The organism is Bradyrhizobium sp. OK095, from assembly GCF_900109945.1.
Taxonomy (GTDB): domain Bacteria; phylum Pseudomonadota; class Alphaproteobacteria; order Rhizobiales; family Xanthobacteraceae; genus Bradyrhizobium.
Genome location: NZ_FOBX01000022.1, coordinates 55741 through 76246, shown reverse-complemented (window position 1 = coordinate 76246; position 20506 = coordinate 55741). Strand labels below are relative to the sequence as shown.

Annotated in this window: 19 protein-coding genes, 1 tRNA gene and 1 pseudogene; 14 read left to right on the top strand and 7 right to left on the bottom strand. The window is 62.4% G+C overall.

The window, feature by feature from the left end; all coding sequences use genetic code 11:
- Positions 1 to 251 precede the first annotated feature (251 nt).
- The 12 genes and pseudogenes from BMW89_RS35670 to BMW89_RS35620 all read left to right on the top strand — a co-directional run bounded on the left by BMW89_RS35670 (position 252) and on the right by BMW89_RS35620 (position 14456).
- Entirely contained in the window at positions 252 to 1436 is a 1185-nt protein-coding gene (locus BMW89_RS35670) for a substrate-binding domain-containing protein (RefSeq protein ID WP_092035023.1), read from the top strand.
- A gap of 63 nt (positions 1437 to 1499) precedes the next feature.
- A complete protein-coding gene (locus BMW89_RS35665; RefSeq protein WP_092035012.1) occupies positions 1500 to 2276 on the top strand; it encodes an ABC transporter ATP-binding protein in 777 nt (258 codons plus the stop codon).
- Positions 2273 to 2995, top strand: coding sequence for an ABC transporter ATP-binding protein (locus tag BMW89_RS35660; RefSeq protein ID WP_092035011.1), 723 nt, complete (start codon positions 2273 to 2275; stop codon positions 2993 to 2995). The genes BMW89_RS35665 and BMW89_RS35660 overlap by 4 nt, the downstream gene beginning before the upstream one ends.
- A complete protein-coding gene (locus tag BMW89_RS35655) occupies positions 2992 to 4002 on the top strand; it encodes a branched-chain amino acid ABC transporter permease (RefSeq protein WP_092035010.1) in 1011 nt (336 codons plus the stop codon). Before BMW89_RS35660 ends, BMW89_RS35655 begins: the two co-directional genes overlap by 4 nt.
- The gene (locus BMW89_RS35650; protein WP_177196554.1) at positions 3999 to 5069 is read left to right on the top strand and encodes a branched-chain amino acid ABC transporter permease; all 1071 of its coding nucleotides are present in this window, start codon (positions 3999 to 4001) and stop codon (positions 5067 to 5069) included. The genes BMW89_RS35655 and BMW89_RS35650 overlap by 4 nt, the downstream gene beginning before the upstream one ends.
- Before the next feature lie 270 nt (positions 5070 to 5339).
- Entirely contained in the window at positions 5340 to 6473 is a 1134-nt protein-coding gene (locus tag BMW89_RS35645; RefSeq protein ID WP_143062884.1) for a hypothetical protein, read from the top strand.
- Positions 6474 to 6489: 16 nt separating this feature from the next.
- A complete protein-coding gene (locus tag BMW89_RS35640) occupies positions 6490 to 9309 on the top strand; it encodes an NACHT domain-containing protein (RefSeq protein ID WP_092035007.1) in 2820 nt (939 codons plus the stop codon).
- Between the two features lie 29 nt (positions 9310 to 9338).
- Positions 9339 to 9749, top strand: a complete 411-nt coding sequence (locus BMW89_RS35635) for a hypothetical protein (RefSeq protein ID WP_092035006.1) — start codon at positions 9339 to 9341, stop codon at positions 9747 to 9749.
- A 71-nt stretch (positions 9750 to 9820) separates the two neighbouring features.
- Positions 9821 to 9979 (top strand): annotated as a pseudogene (locus BMW89_RS37620) (branched-chain amino acid ABC transporter permease); the annotation flags it as partial.
- 207 nt (positions 9980 to 10186) lie between these two features.
- A complete protein-coding gene (locus BMW89_RS35630) occupies positions 10187 to 13264 on the top strand; it encodes a bifunctional diguanylate cyclase/phosphodiesterase (protein ID WP_502686415.1) in 3078 nt (1025 codons plus the stop codon).
- Position 13265: 1 nt separating this feature from the next.
- Complete coding sequence (locus tag BMW89_RS35625; protein ID WP_092035005.1) at positions 13266 to 14321, top strand: sensor domain-containing diguanylate cyclase; 1056 nt, start codon at positions 13266 to 13268, stop codon at positions 14319 to 14321.
- A gap of 58 nt (positions 14322 to 14379) precedes the next feature.
- Positions 14380 to 14456, top strand: a tRNA-Arg gene (locus BMW89_RS35620).
- 59 nt (positions 14457 to 14515) lie between these two features.
- On the opposite strand, the gene BMW89_RS35615 is transcribed toward BMW89_RS35620, so the two are convergent.
- Positions 14516 to 14725, bottom strand: coding sequence for a hypothetical protein (locus BMW89_RS35615; RefSeq protein WP_092035004.1), 210 nt, complete (start codon positions 14723 to 14725; stop codon positions 14516 to 14518).
- A 183-nt stretch (positions 14726 to 14908) separates the two neighbouring features.
- Here BMW89_RS35615 and dinB point away from each other — a divergent pair, with 183 nt between their 5' ends.
- Entirely contained in the window at positions 14909 to 16009 is a 1101-nt protein-coding gene (gene dinB / locus BMW89_RS35610; RefSeq protein WP_092035003.1) for a DNA polymerase IV, read from the top strand.
- Positions 16010 to 16080: 71 nt separating this feature from the next.
- On the opposite strand, the gene BMW89_RS35605 is transcribed toward dinB, so the two are convergent.
- The 3 genes from BMW89_RS35605 to BMW89_RS35595 form a co-directional block, all read right to left on the bottom strand.
- Positions 16081 to 16374, bottom strand: a complete 294-nt coding sequence (locus BMW89_RS35605) for a hypothetical protein (RefSeq protein ID WP_092035002.1) — start codon at positions 16372 to 16374, stop codon at positions 16081 to 16083.
- 203 nt (positions 16375 to 16577) lie between these two features.
- Complete coding sequence (locus BMW89_RS35600; RefSeq protein WP_092035001.1) at positions 16578 to 16871, bottom strand: DUF1330 domain-containing protein; 294 nt, start codon at positions 16869 to 16871, stop codon at positions 16578 to 16580.
- A gap of 25 nt (positions 16872 to 16896) precedes the next feature.
- On the bottom strand, positions 16897 to 17586 hold the full coding sequence (locus BMW89_RS35595; RefSeq protein ID WP_092035000.1) for a DNA-3-methyladenine glycosylase I: 690 nt from the start codon (positions 17584 to 17586) through the stop codon (positions 16897 to 16899).
- A 178-nt stretch (positions 17587 to 17764) separates the two neighbouring features.
- Between BMW89_RS35595 and BMW89_RS35590 the strand changes: the two genes are divergently transcribed.
- Complete coding sequence (locus BMW89_RS35590) at positions 17765 to 18592, top strand: metallophosphoesterase family protein (RefSeq protein WP_092034999.1); 828 nt, start codon at positions 17765 to 17767, stop codon at positions 18590 to 18592.
- On the opposite strand, the gene BMW89_RS35585 is transcribed toward BMW89_RS35590, so the two are convergent.
- From BMW89_RS35585 to BMW89_RS35575, 3 genes are all read right to left on the bottom strand, one after another.
- A complete protein-coding gene (locus BMW89_RS35585; RefSeq protein WP_092034998.1) occupies positions 18531 to 19016 on the bottom strand; it encodes a Crp/Fnr family transcriptional regulator in 486 nt (161 codons plus the stop codon). The two genes, BMW89_RS35590 and BMW89_RS35585, sit on opposite strands and share 62 nt — an antisense overlap.
- Positions 19017 to 19097: 81 nt before the next feature.
- Positions 19098 to 19625, bottom strand: a complete 528-nt coding sequence (locus tag BMW89_RS35580) for a GNAT family N-acetyltransferase (RefSeq protein WP_177196552.1) — start codon at positions 19623 to 19625, stop codon at positions 19098 to 19100.
- A 120-nt stretch (positions 19626 to 19745) separates the two neighbouring features.
- Complete coding sequence (locus BMW89_RS35575; protein ID WP_092034996.1) at positions 19746 to 20486, bottom strand: di-trans,poly-cis-decaprenylcistransferase; 741 nt, start codon at positions 20484 to 20486, stop codon at positions 19746 to 19748.
- Positions 20487 to 20506: the final 20 nt, after the last annotated feature.

Below are 20506 nucleotides of genomic sequence, written 5' to 3'. Positions count from 1 at the left end.
CGTCTTTACACCCTCACTTTGCAAAGACTGCGCGACCCGATCCAAGGATGACATCGACCGGTGACATCGGCGGGCGATATCGACGAGTCTGCCTCGGGCTGCCGATTTCTTCGGCAGCCGCAATCCGCTATCATCACGTCAGGACATTGTCACACAAGCCCGCAGCAAGCTTCGCCGGAAGGTGGAATTGCAATGTTTGCGGTGTTGTGCAAATCGCTGTGGCCAAGGCATTTCATCAAGGAGGGACCATCGTGCGTCGATCGCTCATTCTCACAGCAGCCATCATCGGCCTGGCCGCGAGCAGCTCCGCGCGCGCCGACGACCTCAAGGTCGCGCTGATCTACGGCAAGACCGGCCCGCTCGAGGCTTATGCCAAGCAGACCGAGACCGGCCTGCAAATGGGATTCGAATACGCCACCAAGGGCACCATGATGCTCGACGGCCGCAAGATCGTCGTCATCACCAAGGACGACCAGGGCAAGCCGGACCTCTCCAAGGCCGCGCTCGCGGAAGCCTATCAGGACGACAAGGTCGACATCGCGATCGGCACGACGTCGTCGGCCGCAGCGCTCGCCATTCTCCCCGTCGCCGAGGAGAACAAGAAGATTTTGATCGTCGAGCCCGCGGTCGCGGACCAGATTACCGGCGAGAAGTGGAATCGCTACATCTTCCGCACCGGGCGCAATTCGTCGCAGGACGCGATCTCGAACGCGGTTGCGATCGGCAAGCAGGGCGTCACCGTGGCGACGCTGGCGCAGGACTACGCTTTCGGCCGCGACGGCGTCGGCGCCTTCAAGGAAGCGCTCGCCAAGACCGGCGCGACGCTCGCCGCCGAAGAATACGCCCCGACCTCGACCACCGACTTCACCGCGGTCGGCCAGCGGCTGTTTGATGCGCTGAAAGACAAGCCGGGCCGCAAGATCATCTGGGTGATCTGGGCCGGCGCCGGCAATCCGCTGGCCAAGCTCCAGGACATGGACCCGAAGCGCTACGGCATCGAGCTCTCCACCGGCGGCAACATCCTGCCGGCGCTCGCGGCGTACAAGGGCCTGCCCGGCATGGAAGGCGCGACCTATTATTACTACGACATCCCGAAGAACCCGGTGAACGACTGGTTCGTCGCCGAGCACCAGAAGCGCTTCAAGGCGCCGCCGGACTTCTTCACCGCGGGCGGTTTTGCCGCCGCGATGTCCGTCGTCGCCGCCGTCACCAAAGCGAAGTCGACCGACACCGAGAAGCTGATCACGGCGATGGAAGGCCTGGAGTTCGACACGCCGAAGGGCAAGATGGTGTTCCGCAAAGAAGACCATCAGGCGCTGCAGAGCATGTATCACTTCAAGGTCAAGGTCGATCCGAACGTCGCCTGGGCCGTGCTCGAGCCGGTGCGTGAGCTGAAGATCGAGGACATGGACGTTCCGATCCGCAACAAGCGCTGATACCAGATCTCCTCTCCCCGCACCCGCGGGGAGAGGATTCTTCCACCTTCCAGAGTTGCCCTGATGGCCCTGACGCTAGAGACGCGCGACCTCACCATCCGCTTCGGCGGCCATGTCGCGGTCAACAACGTCACCTGCACGTTCCGCCCCGGCGAGCTCACCGCCATCGTCGGACCTAACGGCGCCGGCAAGACCACCTATTTCAACCTGATCTCGGGCCAGCTGCGCGCCTCACACGGCAGCATCCTGTTCGACGGCACCGACATCACGGCGCACTCCGCGCCGCTGCGGACCCGTGCGGGTCTCGGGCGTGCGTTCCAGCTCACAAACCTCTTTCCGAATCTGACGGTCGAAGAGAACGTCCGCCTCGCGGTGCAGGCCGCTGATGGCACGCATTACGACATGCTGCGGCCCTGGATGGTCCGCCGCGATTTGATCGCGCGCGCCGATGCCATTCTCGACCAGGTCGCGCTCGGTGGCCGCCGCGGCGTCGCCGCGACCGTGCTGTCACATGGCGACCAGCGCAAGCTCGAGGTCGCGCTGATGATCGCGCTGGAGCCAAAGGTCTTCATGTTCGACGAGCCGACGGCCGGCATGAGCATCGACGAGGTCCCGGTGGTGCTGAACCTGATCGCGCAGCTCAAGCAGGACAAGAGCAAGATCATCCTGCTGGTCGAGCACAAGATGGACGTGGTGCGCTCGCTCGCCGACCGCATCATCGTGCTGCATAACGGACAACTCGTCGCCGACGGCCCGCCGGCCGAGGTGATCGCCTCGCCGATCGTGCAGGAAGCCTATCTCGGCGTTGCGCCCAAGAAAGCTTCAGGGAGTGCGGCATGAGCGATCTTTTGAAGCTCTCCGGCGTGCACACCCATATCGGCCGCTACCACATTCTCCAGGGCATCGACCTCGCGGTTGCGCAGGGACAGGTCACGATGCTGCTCGGCCGCAACGGCGCCGGCAAGACCACCACGCTGCGCACCATCATGGGCCTGTGGCAGGCTTCTTCCGGCGAGATCAGCCTCGCCAGCGAGCGCATCGAGAGCCGCGCCACGCCCGATATCGCGCGGCGCGGCGTCGGTTACGTGCCCGAGAGCATGGCGGTGTTTTCCGACCTCACGGTCAAAGAGAACCTCGTGCTCGCCGCGCGCGACGGGCCGCTCGACGACACCCAGCTCGAATGGATTTTTGGCTTCTTCCCGGCGTTGCGCCGGTTCTGGCTGTCACGCGCGGGAAGCCTCTCCGGAGGGCAGAAGCAGATGCTGTCGATCGCGCGCGCCATCATCGAGCCGCGCAAGCTGTTACTGATCGACGAACCGACCAAGGGATTGGCGCCTGCGATCATCGTGGCGCTGATCGAGTGCCTGAAAGAGATCAAGCGCAAGGGCGCCACGATCCTGCTCGTCGAGCAGAATTTCTTTGCCGCCCGCGAGCTCGGCGACAAGGTGCTGGTCATGGACAACGGCACCATCGTCCATCGTGGCGAGATGGCAGCCTTGGCCGCCGACGTGCCGCTGCAGGAGCGGCTGCTCGGCCTGAGCCTGGAGGCGCATCAGTGACTGAACTCGCCGCAACCGATCCGCTGCCGAAACCCAAGCGCGACATCGCGCCGATCCTGCTGCCGATCGCACTGGCGCTGGTGACGATACCCCTGATCGGCTCGCCCAGCACCTGGCTGACGCTGACCGCCGCGAGCCTTGCCATGGGCATGATGATCTTCATCATGGCCTCCGGCCTGACGCTGGTGTTCGGCCTGATGGACGTGCTGAATTTCGGCCATGGCGCCTTCATTGCCGTCGGCGCCTATGTCGCGACGCTGGTGCTGGCGCCGTTCGCGGCCTCAATGCAGGCGGACTCACTCTGGATGAATCTCGCCGTGCTGGCGCCGGCGGCGCTGCTGTCGATGGCCGTCTCCGGCGCACTCGGCCTGATCGTCGAGCGCGTGCTGATCCTTCCTGTTTATGGCCAGCATTTGAAGCAGATCCTGATGACCACCGGCGGCCTGATCGTCGCCGAGCAGACGATGTACGCGCTGTGGGGACCGCAGATCATCCCGGTGCCGCTGCCGACATCGCTACGCGGCTCCTTCATCTTTGGCGACGTCGCCATTGCCAAGTACCGCGTGCTGGCGATGCTGATCGGGCTCGCCGTCTTCGTCGCGATCCAGCTCGTGCTCAACCGCACCAAGCTCGGGCTGCTGATCCGCGCCGGCGTCGAGAACCGCGAGATGGTCGAGGCGCTCGGCTATCGCATCCGCCGCCTCTTCCTCGGCGTGTTCATGACGGGATCGGCGCTGGCCGGCCTCGGCGGCGTGATGTGGGCGCTCTATCGCGAGCAGGTCCATGCCTCCATGAGCGACGAGCTCACGGTCCTGATCTTTGTCGTCGTCATCATCGGCGGGCTCGGCTCGATCGGCGGCTGCTTCATCGGCGCGATTTTGGTGGCGATGGTCGCCAATTACGGCGGCTTCCTGGTGCCGAAACTCGCCCTCGTCTCCAACATCCTGCTGATGGTCGCCATTCTGATGTGGCGACCGCGCGGCCTTTATGCGGTGACCAGCCGATGATGCTTCTGTCTGGCGATCCTCCGCGCAGCCGCGTGCTCACGCTCGTTCTTGTCGTCATCATCCTGGCGCTGGCGGCGACGCCGTTCCTGTTCCCGGGTGCCAAGGCGCTGAACGTCGCCGCCAAGATCTGCGTCTTCGCCGCGCTGGTGGCGTCCTACGATCTGCTGCTTGGCTATACCGGCTCGGTGTCGTTCGCCCACACCATGTTCTACGGCATCGGCAGCTACGCCATCGCGATCGCGCTGTACGGCATGGGTCCGAACTGGGCCGCGGTCGCAACAGGCATCGTCGTCGGCCTGCCGCTCGCAGCCCTGCTCGCACTCGCGATTGGCCTGTTTTCGTTGCGCGTGGCCGCGATCTTCTTTGCCATGATCACGCTCGCGGTCGCCTCCGCCTTCCAGGTGCTGGCCTCGCAGCTGTCCTGGCTGACCGGCGGCGAGGACGGGCGCAGCTTCCAGCTGCCCGAGCTGCTGCGTCCCGGCACGGTGCTGATCTCCAAAAGCCTGTTCGGCTTCGAGGTCAACGGCCGAATCCTGACCTTCTATCTGGTGTTCGCCGTCTCGGCCCTGATGATCCTGGCGCTGCTGCGGGTGGTGAACTCGCCGTTCGGGCGCGTGCTGCAAGCGATCCGCGAGAACCGCTTTCGTGCCGAGGCGCTCGGCTTCCGCACCGTCTTTCACCTCACCTACGCCAATTGCCTCGCGGCCCTCGTCGCCGCCAGCGCCGGCATTTTGAACGCGCTGTGGCTGCGCTATGCCGGCCCCGACACCTCGCTCAGCTTCTCGATCATGCTGGACATTCTGCTGATGGTGGTGATCGGCGGCATGGGCACCATCTACGGCGCGATCATCGGTGCCACCATCTTCATTCTCGCCCAGAACTATCTGCAATCGCTGATGGGCGTTGCCTCCAAGGCGGCGAGCGAAGCCGGCCTGCCGCTGCTGCCGGGGCTGTTGCATCCCGACCGCTGGCTGCTGTGGCTCGGGCTGCTGTTCATCGCCAGCGTCTATTTCTTCCCGACCGGCGTGGTCGGGCGATTGCGCAGCGGCGGAGGCACCAAGCCGTGACGCCTGCAAAGACAATTCCATGCACCTTTTCTATGCATCTGATATTGCTATATCTTTTTGCATAACCCGCCTCGTTTTGGCGGCCGGCACAACCTCACTGTGCCTCTTCACGTGCAGAGCAAGACTGCCATCAGTTGCCCTGCACCTGATCTGACAGAGGGCTGCCTGGTCAAGCGCTCGCTCCGGGCTTTAAGCGCCCACCAATCGAGGCGTTGGCCGGCCCGACCATAACCAATGGTTGCATCGGCTATTCCGACGGGTAACAATAGGGTGTCGGGCAACAATCATTGGGGCGGAATGATTAGCCAAAGATTCAACGATGATCTGCTGTTGGCGGAAAACGACAGACGGCTCGCAGCGGCCAAGTTTCCGTCGCTTTACCCCGTGCTCGATCATCCCGAACTTCGCACCACGTTCGCGATCTACGAGAAGGGCGCTATCGCCGCTAAACACTCTGGACGCATTTTCGGAATCTGCGCTGTCTCGCTTGGCGCTATCGCCCTGATGGCAAGCGCGGCCGAGCCCATCGCTCACAAGTTTCACGGCGAGGTCGCTCTGGCGCTGCTGGGTGGCACGTTTGGCCTGGCAAGCGTTTATCTGGGGCTCTCGAAAGCGCTCGCCGGCAAGACGAAGCGCAACTGGCTCCTACAACGCTTTGCAGCCGAACGCATCCGGCAGTGGCATTTCGAGGACCTAGTTTACAATATCCCGGATTATCTCCTGGCAATCCGCCACGGCGCGCAAGAGCGCTATCTGAATCAGCGACGCAATCAATTTGAAACCTTCCGCGCGCAATTCCTGCAAAAACTGGACTCGCATTTCACGGGCACGATCAGCGAGCGCGGCGTCGAATACGCGCCCTTACATGATGGACATGCGCACGAGTTGCCGATCGACGAGGAGAGCTTCGGTCCGATCGCGGATGCTTATCGCGAACTGCGGATCAAGCACCAGGCCGACTACGCCTCCTACAAATTGAGTGAGAGCCACACGGCCGCCTCGCTTCTGCCGACGGGCCAGGCGCAGCTGTTCGAGCTTGTCGGAAGTTTCAGCATCGGCTTCCTGCTCCTGACGCACTTCCTGACCGTATCCGCGGTCACTTACGCCTATGTTTTCGGAGGCGGCAGCGGGCACGCCCAGTTCGCGGCGCTCCTGCCGGTCGCGGCGATGTGGATTGCAATCGTGTCGGTCGCGGTGGGCGCCTTCGAAAGAGGGCTGCAGCCGGAGCGGGAGCTGGAGCGTTACACATCATACCTCCACAGCGTGCAGGAAATCCAGCGCCGGTTCGATACATCGACGCAGATCTCCGAAAAAATCGAAGTTATGCAGGACATGGAACGGCTCGCCTACTCCGAAATGCGAGAGTTCCTGCGAACCTTCATACGGGTCAAATTCGTCATATGATCGAACAGGCACGAAAGTGACGGTCAGAACCAAATTCGTCACCGTCTTGGGCAACCGGAGCACGCGGGATGCTGGCCAAGCGCTGCTGACCGCTCTCGCCGAAGAGCGGCTTCTGATCTCGACAAACATCGATGGCCTGTATCCTCACCGGATCTTTTCGACCGACGGCGACGTCCTGCAGAACATCAGGAATAGTTCGGCGATTGGGCTGATCATCCTCATCTCGGACGCCTTCTTTCGCTATCTGGATACGGAGGCGCGCGCAGAGAAGGAAGTCATCCTCGACTACATCAACAAGGGCGGCCGCGTCCTCGCCATCCTCGGGGAGGATCCGATCACGGATCGACCGGAGTTCAATTTCAACCGGCTGCATTTTCGCCTGGACGCTCAGGCCGCATTCCAACAGCAGGTTAGAACCTGGGTCAGATCCGGCCTCTCGACCGACGACGACAATGCCGAAGAGTATCACCCCGACCTGATCGATATCCTGCGGGCCGCCTTCTCCAAGACGGTAGAAGAAATCCCGAGATCACCGCTGGAAATGCGCGCCGAGATGCGGGTGAACTACGCCCTTTACAAATATATCGACACGTTTCTCGGATCGGTGAATTACATTCTGTACCTTCCGGCCAAGATCGTAATCTCTCGGACTGCAGAAATGTTCCTGAAATCCCATTCCGGGCTGACGAAGGACCAGACGCTCTTGGTGCTTGTCGATCCGAAATATGTCACCAATCGCGACACTTGGCTGAGAACGATCAAGCAGAATCTGCCTGCAGCGACGAACCATATGTATCTGGACGATTTCCTCCAGTCGCGCTTCTCGCTCTCCTTCGTACATTCATCACAGGCGAGCGTGCCACGCATCATTGCGTCCCGCATGCGACGGGAAGCCGACGGCGCGCTGATCACGGATACGTTCGACTATATATCTCAGAAGCTCGTCGAGGAAGACAGTCAGAACTCGGTCCTGCTGATCAAGGGGGCCGGCGGTGTCGGAAAATCGACCTTGTTCTCCTACATGAGCGCCGCGCTTCAGACCGCAGGCAAGCACGATCTCATCGTGTTCGACGCCACCCGGATCGCCACCGAACTGTCGGAGACGCCTGAGCTTCGCGGCACCTTCACGCTGTTCAACCTGATCCGCTCGATCTATTCCGGGCATGACGTGGGCGCGTTGAGCGAAAAGGAATTCGCCTGGGTCTTCGACACCGGCAGGATCTCGATCGTGATCGACGGTATCGACGAGATCATTTCGCGCATCCCGACCCTCGATTCCCTCCGCATGTTCTTCGATAGCGTCAACAAGTACTCGAACTACATGCGCAAGGGAAAGATCATCTTGACGTGCCGAAGCATGGACAGCCTCGGTTCGATTCCGGAAGAATTCGGGTTCGACGCCTATGATCTTTTGCCCTTTGCGCCGGAGCAGATCGACGAATATTTGGACCTTCGGTTCGGCGACGTTGAGCGGCTCAAGCGCGACGCACGCGAATTCATCGCCGACCTGAAGCTAACCTACGAGGACGGCATCCTGCCGTTCGTCATTCGGATCATCTGTGATTCGATTCAGGACGGCCGGGAGTCGACTACGAGCGACAAGCTATATCAGTCGAGCGAGTATCTAGATGTCACTAGGAAGCTGGATTACATTGTCTACAAGGTCTGCGACCGCGAAGAAGCAAAATACGGCTACGGAAAATACCTGGCGTCGCTGTCATCGGTCGATTTTCAGGCCAAGTTATTCCTGGAACTTGCGGTTCAGGGACGTGGAAGGTTCGATCGAACCGACGTCATCCGCTATTTCAAGCGCTTCAACACCAATTACGACGACAAAGTCATCGAGCAGTTCTACCATCATCCTCTCCTGCACACCCCCCACATCGTCGAGTTCACGGACGTCGCCGTATTCGAGTTGTTCTTGGCGGTCGCGGTCTGCCGCTACTTGGCGGACAAGGAGTCGATCAGCGCGTCCGAAGCCACTCTGATGGCGGACAGGGGGCAAATCAACTCACCGTTCGTGAAGGACGTGGCCTCGCGCGTATCCGAGCTTTCCGACGCGGTCGTATACCAGATGCATCAACTGATTGCGGGCTCCGAGGACGCTTTTTTGTACGAAGATCAGAACGAGCAATATTACCGGAACGCATCTCTGATCATGAATATAGGCCTTCAGATCTTGATGAGAGGGGCGAACGATCAATTGATGGCCCGATCGACCAACCTGCTGGTGGACCTGTTCAGCGTGAGAGCCGCGCCGCTCCTTCTGAAACACGTCGCGCTTCACAACATACCGTCTGCGTCGGGCGCTCGATTCGACTTCTCTGAGATGCATGTCGAGGGCGCCAGCATCATCGATTTTGCCGATTTCCCGCGATGCAAGTTCTCCGCCGAGAAGACGCGATTCATCAATTCGCGGATCAGGACGGGCCTCGCCCGTACCCTGTCGACCAACGCGGCTGAAGCGATCTTCGTCGGCTGCGACCTAGATCATGTCTTTCTTCAATCGATGGCGCGCCGCGTCGAGCGCGAGAGCAACCAGATCGAAGATGCCAAACAACATGCACGGAGCTTCCTCGGAAAATTCCGGCTCAACAATTCGTTTTTCCATCGGCGCCAAATGGCGACGATGCAGGCTAATTTCGTCGGGAAGACGAAATTGTCGTTCAGCACAACGGTGAAGATCGGCGCGTCGATCGGGCTGATTGAGCAGGAAGGTCAGGATCTCTGGATCCAGAAGCGATTCATCTCCGATGTCGAGACCTTCGTCTTGGAGAGACATAATCGTGGAATTATCGACAAGTTCATCGAAGGCATCATCGAAAAATTGAAATGAACAGATCAAGTGAAACGTGAAGCGGACAAGTGAGCTACGTCGTCGCGCTATCGTTCTGCGAGGAAGACACCCAGGGCGCAGCAGCGCTGCACGAAGCCCTGATCGGCAGGAACGTCTCCTGCTATTTCTACAAGCGCGCTCCTCGCGCCGAGCGGTTGATGTTCGACCATCATGCCCTGGTGTACGGTGCGGCGATGTGCCGGGTCTATTTCCTGCGGCCGGAGACCTTTTCCAGGACCTACACCAGATTCGAGCTCAAATGCGGCGAGGGCAAAAAGATCAACTTTCTCCTGACCGAAACCGGCACGCTCGACTGCCAGGTACCGCACGAGTTTCATTACATTACTGACGAGGAATGGTCGGTGCTCCGAGCGCCAGCGTCTACGTGCGACCGCGATGCGGCCTGCGATCTGATATTGGATGCGGTCCGCAAGAGGTAAGAATCATCGGGCTGGGACTTTATAAGTGATTGACCCAGACAGCCATACCGCGAGCGACCTTGATGCTCGCCAATGCCGGCCTGCCGCTGCTGCCGGGGCTGCTGCATCCCGACCGCTGGCTGCTGTGGCTCGGGCTGCTGTTCATCGCCAGCGTCTATTTCTTCCCGACAGGCGTGGTCGGACGTCTCCGCAATGGCGGCGGCGACAAGAGCACTGGCGCCTCGCATTAAGCCAAGATTAATGATGCAGCGCAGCGATTATCGCGGGAACCGCGCAACCGCGGCGCGATTCCCGCACCGCTGCACCCCGGCCCGACCGTGCAACCGGATTAATGCTTAGGTAACTGGCTTTCCTAAGGTTTACGCCATTTGTGCGGTGTATCCCTGTTCCTCCAGGGAGGGGGAATGCGCCAGGCCTTTACAGGGATCGCAGCCGGAATGTGCCTAGCCGCGAGACGCGGCTGGGAGGCAGCGATGCGGCGCGGACCTGTGCTGTGGCTGACCCTGAGCGGTGTGTTGCTGGTCGCGGGGATCTTCACCGTGACCGCCATGGCCATCGGCGAGTTTCGCGAGCGGACCCTCGCCAACCGCGAGCGCGAGCTCGAAAACACCGTGCAGCTGATCGCGCGGCACTTTGATCAGCAATTCCAGGATTCCGACGTCGTCGCCGCCGATCTGATCGGGCAGATGAAACTGCCGGAGATCAGCTCGGCCGCGATGTTCCGCGAGCGGATGTCGGGACCGGCGGCCAACGAGATGCTGCGGGGCAAGATCAGCGCCGTATCCTATCTCGGCGACATCGTGATCTACGATGCCGACGGCGAGATCATCAACTGGTCGCGGTCCCAGCCGCTGCCCAAGATCAACGTCGCCGCGCGCGCCTATTTCCAGACGTTCAAGTCGAACCCGATGGCCGAGTCGGTACAGCTGGAATCCGTCCGCAGCTTCCTCATCGGCAAATGGACCACGATCGTGGCGCGGCGGCTGAGCCTGCCGGACGGTACCTTCGTCGGCGCAATGGTCCGCCGGATCGATCCGGACAGCTACCAGAATTATTTCGCATCCGTGGCGCTTGCCGAGGGTACGGCGATCGCGCTGTTCGACCGCGAAGGCAAGATGCTGGCGCGCTACCCGCATGTCGAAGCCATGATCGGGACGAGCTACAAGGACGCACCGCTGATGCAGAAGGTGCTGGCTCGCGGCGGCCGGCAGACGCTTCGCGTCACCAGCCCTGTCGACGGCGAGGAGCGGCTGGGCTCGGCGGCGTCGTTGAGCCATTTTCCGCTGGTCATCATCGCAACCAACACCATGAGCGCGGCGCTTGCGGACTGGCGGCAACAGACCGGCTTCATGGTCACCACGGCAATGCTTTCAGCCGCCGTGATCGCGCTGATCCTCTATCTGATCATTCGCCAGATCGACCGGCAGAACCGCGAGGCCCAGCAGCGGATCGAATCGGAGCGGCAGCGGCTCGACACCGCCTTGAACAACATGTCGCAAGGGCTGATCCTGTACGACGCGAGTGGCACCATCGTCACCTGCAACCGCCGCTACGCCGACATGTTCGGCCTCTCCCACGACATCATCAAGCCCGGCGTCAACATCCGCGAGGCCATGTATCATCGCAAGGAGCGTGGCGCGTTCCGCGGCGACGTCGAGACGTTTTGCGCCGATGTGATGCGGGTGGTCGCCGAAGGCACGGTCTCCACCAGGGTCCATGAGCTGCCCAACGGCCGCACCTTCCAGGTCATCAACACCCCGCTCGCGCAGGGCGGCTGGGTCGCCACGATCGAGGAGATCACCGAGCGGCGCCATCTGGAGCAGGAGCGCGACCGCAACTACATGTTCCTGCGCGAGATCATCGATCACATCCCCTCCCAGATCACGGTGAAGGACGCCGGAACGCGGGAATATCTGCTGATCAACCGCACCGCCGAGGAGCAATTCGGCCAGCCCAGTGAAGCGATCATCGGCAAGACCCCGTTCGACCTCTACCCGGATGACACAGCCAGGATCGTCACCGAAGACGACAGCAGGGCGCTGCAAGCCCCCGAGGGATTGTTCAAGGACGAGCATGCCTGGCAAAGCCAGACCAAGGGATCGCGCTATATCACCTCGACCCGGATAGGCATTCGCGACAAGTCCGGCGAGCCGCGCTACCTCATCAGCGTCATCGAGGACGTCACCGAGCGGCGGCGTGCCCATGAGAAGATCGCGCATATGGCGCATTACGATGCGCTGACCGACCTGCCAAACCGCACGCTGTTCCGCGAGCAGATCGAGCGCGAGCTGGAAAAGGTCGCAGGCGGCCAGCAGTTCGCGCTGCTCTATATCGACGTCGACGAGTTCAAGGGCATCAACGATTCGCTCGGCCATCACGTCGGCGACGAACTGCTGAAGGCGATCGCGACCCGCCTGCGCGGCTGCCTCAAGCGAGGCGACCTGATCGCGCGGCTCGGCGGCGACGAATTCGCGGTGATCCAGACGGCAGTCCAGTCCTCCGCCGACGTGCTGTCATTCGTGACACGGATCTACGAGGCGATCCGCCAGCCCTATCACTGCTTCGGCCACCAGCTCTCCACCGACGCCAGCATCGGCATCGCGCTGGCGCCGCAGGACGGCACCGATCTCGACCAGCTCATCAAGAACGCCGACCTTGCGATGTATGGCGCCAAGGCCTCGGGACGCCGCACCCACCGCTTCTTCGAGCCGGAGATGGACGCTTGCGCCAGGGCGCGTCTGACCCTGGAGCAGGATTTGCGCCAGGCCCTGGTGAATGGCGGCTTCGAGATCCACTACCAGCCACTGGTCGATTTGCGCACCAACGAGGTCTCGGGCTGCGAGGCGCTGCTGCGCTGGCGCCATCCCGAGCGCGGCATGATCTCGCCAGCGGAGTTCATCCCGATCGCCGAGGATACCGGCCTGATTACCGAACTTGGCGACTGGGTGCTGCGTACCGCCTGCAACGAGGCCGCGACCTGGCCGGCGCATGTGCGGATCGCGGTCAACGTCTCGCCGGTGCAGCTTAAATGCGACACGCTGGCGCTGCGGATCGCAGGTGCCCTCGCCGCCTCCGGGCTCGACCCGCGCCGGCTCGAGCTCGAGATCACCGAGGCCGTGCTGATCCGCGACGACGAGGCCGCGCTCTCGATCCTGCACCAGCTCCGCGCCATCGGCGTGCGCATCGCGCTCGACGATTTCGGCACCGGTTATTCCTCGCTGAGCTATTTGAAGCGCTTCCCGTTCGACAAGATCAAGATCGACCGCTGCTTCGTCGCCGATATCGCGGAGACGAGCGGCGCGCCTGTCATCGTGCAGGCCGTGGTGAACATCGCGGCCGCCAGCAACATGACCACGGTCGCCGAGGGCGTCGAGACCGAGGCCCAGCGCGAGATGCTGCGCGCGCTCGGCTGCACTGAGATGCAGGGCTATCTGTTCAGCAAGCCGAAGCCAGCGGCCGAAGTCCGCAAGCTGTTCAGTCCGGGAGACGCCGCGCCCGTGGCGGCGGTGGCCTGAAATGGCCAAGTCAACGAAACCTCCAGCGAAAGCCGTCGACGTCGCGGACTCCTATGCAGTGCGGCTGATGCAGCATTTGGTGGTGCCGACCTTCGTGATCGACCCCAAGCGCCGCGTCGTGATCTGGAACAGGGCCTGCGAGCGGCTGACCGGCGTCGCCGCCTCCGAGGTGATCGGCACGACAAGACACTGGCAGGCCTTTTACGAGACTAAACGCCCGTGCCTCGCCGACCTCGTCGCGCTCGACCGGCCCGAGCAGCTGCCGGAATATTATTCGGAATATGCCGCACGCGGCCATAACGGGCTCGGCTTTTCCGCGGAGAACTGGTGCGTGATGCCAAAGCTCGGCAGCCAGCTCTATCTCGCCATCGACGCCGGCCCGATCCATGACGAGGCCGGCCATTTGATCGCCGTCGTGGAGACGCTGCGCGACCTCACCGACCAGAAGCGCGCCGAGACCGCGCTGAAGGAGCTTGCCACCAAGGACGGGCTGACCGGCCTGTCGAACCGCCGCGCCTTCGACCAGATGCTGATGACCGAATGGGCTCGCGCCCAGCGGACGCAGAAGCCGATGGCGCTGCTGTTCGTCGACGTCGATCATTTCAAGCTGTTCAACGACCGCCACGGCCACCAGAGCGGCGACGAGTGCCTGCGCGCGGTCGCCGATGTCGTCAGCCGCCACGCCGTGCGCCCGCTCGACCTTGCCAGCCGCTATGGCGGGGAAGAATTCGCGCTGATCCTGCCGGACATGGACTGCGACAGCGCCTGCGCCATCGCCGACGAGATTCGCTCCGCCGTGATGGCCTTGGCGATCGCCCACGGCGCCGAGGGAGCCGGCAACCACGTCACCCTCAGCGTCGGCGTCGCCAGCCACATCCCCACTGACGCCGACGGCAATCCCGACCGGCTGCTGGGCGCCGCCGACGAGGCCCTCTATGCAGCCAAGCGGCTCGGCCGCAACCGCGTCCTCTGCGCCGAGCGGGTGCTCGCCGAATTCGCGGGGCTCGGGCGGGAGGCAGCGCCGGTTCCTGGCCGTATTGCCCGCAAATCAGCCTGACCGAAGACGGCGGAAGCGGTTGCCCGCCCCCCGCCAATCGGCTAAATGGACCCTCGTTGCACCCGTAGCTCAGCTGGATAGAGCGTTGCCCTCCGAAGGCAAAGGTCATAGGTTCGACTCCTATCGGGTGCGCCAGTTCGTGGCACAGTTTTCCCAATCGACACCCTGCCCGGCGCTCCACCCAGAGCGCGCGCTCACGTCAGCATCGAGATGATCGGCTGGATCTGGTCGGAGGCGGACTGCACCAGTCCGTCGTATGACGTCTGGCCGTGCGCGGCAGCGTTCAGGATGCATTCGGCCACGGCGGCTTTCAGGCCAAACACCGATTGATGGGCCGGCACGCTCGCCATCACGGTCTCGAGTGCCTGGCGCATGGTCTGAATGAGTTCGGAGCTGTACTGCATGGGCTGTCCTCTGCACGCCGATATAGGATCGCATGCCTAGGTTTGCGACTCACAAGCCTGAGATTGTTCTTTGATGAGCTCTAAGCCGAACGCCTCAATTCAAACGCCAGATGGCCGCATTGAGCACGCCGGCAAAGCATCCATGACCTCGCGCATCTCTTCGTGCGATTGTATCATCTTTCCATGCACGAATCCGACACGGTGACTGGCGAGGTCTCGCCCGTCCGCAAGATCATCCATATCGACATGGATGCCTTCTATGCGTCCGTGGAACAGCGCGACAATCCGGAGCTGCGCGGCAAGCCGGTCGCCGTCGGCGGCTCCGCGGAGCGCGGCGTCGTCGCCGCCGCGAGCTACGAGGCCCGTAAATTCGGCGTTCGCTCCGCGATGCCATCGGTGACGGCGAAGCGGCAATGTCCCGACCTGATCTTCGTCAGGCCGCGCTTCGAGGTCTACAAGGCGATCTCCAGGCAGATCCGCGAGATCTTTGCCGAGCACACGCCCATCATCGAGCCGTTGTCGCTCGACGAAGCCTATCTCGATGTGACGGAAAATTTGCAAGGCATCCCGCTGGCGCGCGACGTCGCCTTGCTGGTCCGCGAGAGGATCAGGGCCGAGACGGGCCTCAATGCTTCCGCGGGCATTTCCTACAACAAGTTTCTTGCAAAACTCGCCTCCGATCATCGCAAGCCCAACGGCCAGTTCGTGATCTCGCCGGAGATGGGACCCGGCTTCGTCGAGACGCTGCCCGTCGGAAAATTCCATGGGATCGGCCCGGCGACGAGTGCGAAGATGAACGCGCTCGGCCTGTTCACCGGTCTCGACATCCGCAACCAGACGCTGGAGTTCATGAATGCGAATTTCGGCAAGTCCGGAGCCTATTACTACTGGATCTCACGCGGTATCGACGAACGGCCGGTCCGGGCCAACCGGATCCGCAAGTCGATCGGCGCGGAGACCACGTTCTCGACCGACCTCGACGAATTCGAGACGCTGGTCGCCGAGCTCAAACCCCTCGTCGACAAGGTCTGGCGCCATTGCGAGACGACCGGCAACCGCGGCCGCACCGTCACCCTGAAGATCAAATTCGCCGACTTCGAGATCATCACACGCAGCAGGTCCACCCTCGCACCGGTTGCAGGCCGGGAAGAGCTGGAGCGGTTGGCCTGTGGCCTGCTCGAGGTCGAGATGCCGCTGCCCAAGCGCGTCAGGCTGCTGGGGGTCTCACTGTCTTCGCTTCAGGACGGGGACGATGCGGAGCCGCAGCTGACTTTCGGCATTTGAACCGGACTGGCAACGACAGTGGTAGGATTTTTCAAACCCGCCACCGATGCAAGTCGATCGGTGCGAACCAGTCAATGCCTCACATGCTCGAACACCACGATCACACCGGTCGGCTCCGGCTCATGCGCCATCAGGCGCGTCAAATCTGCATCGCTCCAGTCGGCGAGGCTGACGACCTCGCCGGTCTGGCGTTCGGCGCTGAGTGACGGGGTGGGCTCGAGGACCTTCAGGCCCGTTTCGTCGACGAAGAAGGTGTGCTCGCCGAACATGCTGTTCAGCTGCGGCATGGCGGGATGTTCGTCGGGCAGCACCTGGGCGCCGAGCTGGTTAACGGTCTGCTTCACCTGTTCGGTTGTGAGTTTCATGGGCTGCTCCGTTCGGGCGTGTCGGGTTTCATCGATTTGAGCCGACGCGGGCGTTCCCTGCGCTTGTGTCGCATGGCTCAAACTCCCGAACGGGTACTGCGCAGGAATGTTCCGGAAAAATGTATTTCGTGATCGCGCGCGGCGATCGCCGCGCTCACGGCACGGGATCGCCACACGATGTCCACGATCAGACCGACGCAGCGCTATTCGGCGGCTTCGACGACCCTGATATCGCGATCTGCGCCGTCGCCGAGCAGATCGTGAGCTGCCTTGTAGGCCGGGCTCTCATAAGCCGCCAAGGCGCTCGCGACACTGTCGAACTCGATGAGGACGACGCGTTCCATCTGGCCATGCTCGAAGGCGGCAGCCGGCATCCCGCGCGCGAGCACGCGACCGCCGGCTGCTTCGATGGCCGGACGTGACAGTTTTGCGTAGGCCGCCATGGCGTCGGGATTCTTGATCGCGCGGTAAGTGGCAACCCAATAGGCTTTTGCCATTTTGTTTCTCCTGATTTCCAGTGGCCTAATGCTCGCTGCGGTTCTCGCCAACCGAGAGTGCGCAGATGCGTGACAGATATGTGTAGGGCAGACCGGTTTCCTCAGCCCAGGCGTTGAACTGCGCCTGCACTTTTGCGAGATCGCCCTTTGATTTGACCTCTTCGGCAATGTCGAGGCCGGCAGCGCGCAAGGACGCGACGACGTCCCTGGAGGTGACAAAACCGTCCCAGCCGACGAAGCGCAGCAGCATCTGGCCGGTGTTGCCCCCCAACCGGCTGCCGCGCTTGCTGAGGAGGTCGAGCAGGCCCATCTCGTTGGACGGCGGCCACTTCGCCAGGAACTTGCCGAAGCTGCCGTGTTCTTTCGCAATGTCCTGCACGAAGGCGGCATTGTCACGCACCGACATGATCTTGGCGCCGTTGCGCACGATGCGCGTGTCGCGCAACAGGCCTTCCCAATAATCCTCGGGCTGGAAGGTAAGCTCGGCCGGCTGGAAGCGCAGGAAGGCCTCTTCAAAGCCGTCCCATTTCGAATCGATCACGCTCCAGGCAAAGCCCGCGCAAAACACCCGCTTGCTCATCTCGGCGAGGATTCGGTCGTCGCCGAGCTTTGCCAGGTCCTTCAAATCGGGCTTGTCGGGCATCAGCTTGTCGAGCGCCTTGGGGCCGCCCTTGCGTTTCTCGGCGCGGGCACGAATCGTCTTGAAGGAGGTCATGCGGTCACCGCGTTGGGCAAGGCCACGACATCAGAATTCGACGATCCGGTCCAGCCCTGCGACGCCCGCCCCGCATCTCATTGCATTGACGAGTGAAAGCGGCCATGCTGGTCTGCTTTTTGCTTTATAAGTTTTTGCAATTCCCCGATATTTTCAACGTCTCACCACCGGATTTTCAATGCGCTGCCTGGTCGTGGCCGACCTGCACTACTCGCTGCCGCAGCTCGACTGGCTGGTCAGCGCGGCGCCGCAGTTCGACCTCGTGATCTTCGCCGGCGATGCGCTCGATATCGGCTCGATGGTGGATTTTCGCGCGCAGATCGTGGTGGTAAAAAAATATCTCGCGCTGATCGCGGCGCAGACCCGCGTGATCCTCTGCTCCGGCAATCACGATCTCGACGAGCGCAATGCGGAGGGCGAAAAGATCTCGCGCTGGATCTCGGAGGTGCGAGAGCTGGGCATTGCCTGCGACGGCGACAACATCGCGCTCGGCGATACGCTGTTCACGGTGTGCCCGTGGTGGGATGGGCCGCTGGTCAAGCAGCGCATCGTCGATCAGCTGCGCGACGCCGCGGTCAATCGTCCCAAGCGCTGGATCTGGGCGCATCATGCACCGCCGGCCAATTCGCCGACCAGCTGGGGCGGCAAGCGCTTCTTCGGCGATGTCGAGCTGGTGCAATGGATCATGCAATATCAGCCCTCGATGGTGATCTCGGGCCATGTCCATCAATCGCCGTTCATCACCGACGGCTCGTGGTTCGACCGGCTGGGCCAGACCTGGGTGTTCAACGCCGGCCTGCAACCGGGTCGGCCGCCGACGCATATCGTGCTCGATCTCGATGCCAACAAGGCGTTCTGGCTCGCGGCGGGCGAAGCGCAGTGGGTCGACCTCGACGCGCCGCTGAAGCGGCCGGCGAGCTATATCGAGGAGCCTCCGGACTGGCTCACATCCTTGGGTCGGATTGCCGATCCGAGCCTGGCGAGACCTCGAGCGGCGGCAGGTTGATCATGCTCTGGAGCACTTCGCCGACCATGGCCAGATGCGTGCCGTGGCCGGCATATTGCCGCTTGAGATCGGCGAGATAAGTGTTGGCGACGTTGAGCCGCTGCGCCAGCAACTTCGCGATCAGGAGCGCAACCCCCGGCTCCTGTTTGAGGAACGAGGCGGCATCCTCGAATTCGTAGACGACCGCATCGGAACAGGCTCGCACCGTCGCAGTGTGCGGCTGACCCAACAGCACGGACATCTCGCCGAGGACCGCGCCTGGCTCGGTGACGGTGGCAACCACCATCTCGCCCTTGAGCACCTCGAGCTTGCCCTGCATGAGGACGTAGAGATGGCCAGTGGTGCTGCCCTCGGTGACGACGAGGGTGCCGGCCGCAACCTGCCGTTCCGTTCCGCCGGTGCAATAATCCAGAACTGCGCGCATCGCAGAAAGCTCCCATCGCTGGGGAAATCCAGGCGATACTAGAGCACGATCTATGCCATGCGGCAAATCAGGCGCTTGTGGCTAGCGCGACAGCCGTTTTGCGAAGTGAACCGATTGCCAGTCTCCGAGGCCGGTGTCGCAAAAGCCCGCCTTCTTGGCGAGGCCGCGCATTTCGGCATTTGCCCGCGCGGTCTCGGCTGCGATCATCTCGTGACCGAGATCGCTCGCGCGCCTCTCCATCGCGGTCATCATCTGCAAGCCGAGGCCCGTGCGCTGAAATGCATCGGCGACCGAGATCGCGAACTCGCCATGCCGGGCAGCTGCATCATAGGCATAGAGCGTCTCGCCGATGATCATGCCGCGCCCCTCCTGCCTGAGCTCGGCGAGCAAGGTGAAGTGATCGGGATGGCTGGCTTTGGCGACGCATTCGGCCGCGACTATCGCGATGTCCGCCCGCGCGCCCATGAAGCGCTTGTTGCGCGTCGTCGTGGAAAGGCCGGTGAAATAGATCGAGAGACTGTCCATATCGGATGCATCGGCCGCCCTGATGCAGACAATTCCTCTCGTCTCGTTCGGCTCGACAACGGCATCCAGAGATAGCTGTGACATGCGTGACGCTCTCGGCAGGTTGCGTAGACCGCACACCTAACCGAGACCGCATGCCGGCGGCTTGGACATCGCTGCCAATCATGCGGCTGAAAACGAACAGCTCGTTTCCTGTGCCGTATGTCACACACGGGAGAGTGACGGCACCTCTTCGGGCATGATGGCCTGAAGGCCACCGAAGCGGCGCTCGCGGCCATGGAAGGAGGCGAGAGCCGCAGCGAGATCGCTCGCCTCGAATTCGGGCCACATCCGCTCGGTGAAGTGCAGCTCGGCATAGGCGCCTTCCCACAGCAGGAAGTCCGACAGCCGCTTCTCGCCGGAGGTGCGGATGATGAGATCGACATCGCGCAAGCCGGCCTCGCCGGTGACAAGCTGCGAGAAGGCTTCGCGGGTGAGGCTCGTCAGCGCCGCCGCCTTGGTTGCGGCGTTGAGGATGGCGTCGCGGGCGGAATAGTCGACGGCGATGCGCAAATGAAGCGTGCTGCCCTGGGCGGTGGCCTGTTCGGCTCGCGTGATCGCATTGGCGATGCCGTCAGGCAGCCGGTCGCGACGGCCGATCACGGTGAGACGCACGCCGTTCTTGACGAGGCTCTGCACCTCGTTGGCGAGATAGAAGCGCAGCAGGGTCATCAGCGCGGCGACCTCGGCCTTCGGCCTTCGCCAATTGTCGGTGGAGAAAGCATAGAGCGTCAGCGTGCCTATGCCCTGCTTGGGCGCGGCCTCGACGATGCGGCGGATCGCCTCGACGCCGGCCTCGTGGCCGCGCAGGCGCGACAGGCCGCGGCGTGTCGCCCATCTGCCGTTGCCGTCCATGATGATGCCGACGTGAAGCTTCTCGTTGCGGGACGCGATGTCACTTTGCATTGCAAAGTCTCCGGTCAAAA

Coding starts and splice junctions, on each gene's coding strand:
- BMW89_RS35650 (WP_177196554.1), top strand. CDS start 3,999: ATGATGCTTCTGTCTGGCGATCCTCCGCGCAGCCGCGTGCTCACGCTC.
- BMW89_RS35600 (WP_092035001.1), bottom strand. CDS start 16,871: ATGGCAAAAGCCTATTGGGTTGCCACTTACCGCGCGATCAAGAATCCC.
- BMW89_RS35665 (WP_092035012.1), top strand. CDS start 1,500: ATGGCCCTGACGCTAGAGACGCGCGACCTCACCATCCGCTTCGGCGGC.
- BMW89_RS35660 (WP_092035011.1), top strand. CDS start 2,273: ATGAGCGATCTTTTGAAGCTCTCCGGCGTGCACACCCATATCGGCCGC.
- dinB (WP_092035003.1), top strand. CDS start 14,909: ATGCACGAATCCGACACGGTGACTGGCGAGGTCTCGCCCGTCCGCAAG.
- BMW89_RS35615 (WP_092035004.1), bottom strand. CDS start 14,725: ATGCAGTACAGCTCCGAACTCATTCAGACCATGCGCCAGGCACTCGAG.
- BMW89_RS35575 (WP_092034996.1), bottom strand. CDS start 20,486: ATGCAAAGTGACATCGCGTCCCGCAACGAGAAGCTTCACGTCGGCATC.
- BMW89_RS35625 (WP_092035005.1), top strand. CDS start 13,266: ATGGCCAAGTCAACGAAACCTCCAGCGAAAGCCGTCGACGTCGCGGAC.
- BMW89_RS35585 (WP_092034998.1), bottom strand. CDS start 19,016: ATGCGCGCAGTTCTGGATTATTGCACCGGCGGAACGGAACGGCAGGTT.
- BMW89_RS35630 (WP_502686415.1), top strand. CDS start 10,187: ATGTGCCTAGCCGCGAGACGCGGCTGGGAGGCAGCGATGCGGCGCGGA.
- BMW89_RS35605 (WP_092035002.1), bottom strand. CDS start 16,374: ATGAAACTCACAACCGAACAGGTGAAGCAGACCGTTAACCAGCTCGGC.
- BMW89_RS35590 (WP_092034999.1), top strand. CDS start 17,765: ATGCGCTGCCTGGTCGTGGCCGACCTGCACTACTCGCTGCCGCAGCTC.
- BMW89_RS35580 (WP_177196552.1), bottom strand. CDS start 19,625: ATGTCACAGCTATCTCTGGATGCCGTTGTCGAGCCGAACGAGACGAGA.
- BMW89_RS35595 (WP_092035000.1), bottom strand. CDS start 17,586: ATGACCTCCTTCAAGACGATTCGTGCCCGCGCCGAGAAACGCAAGGGC.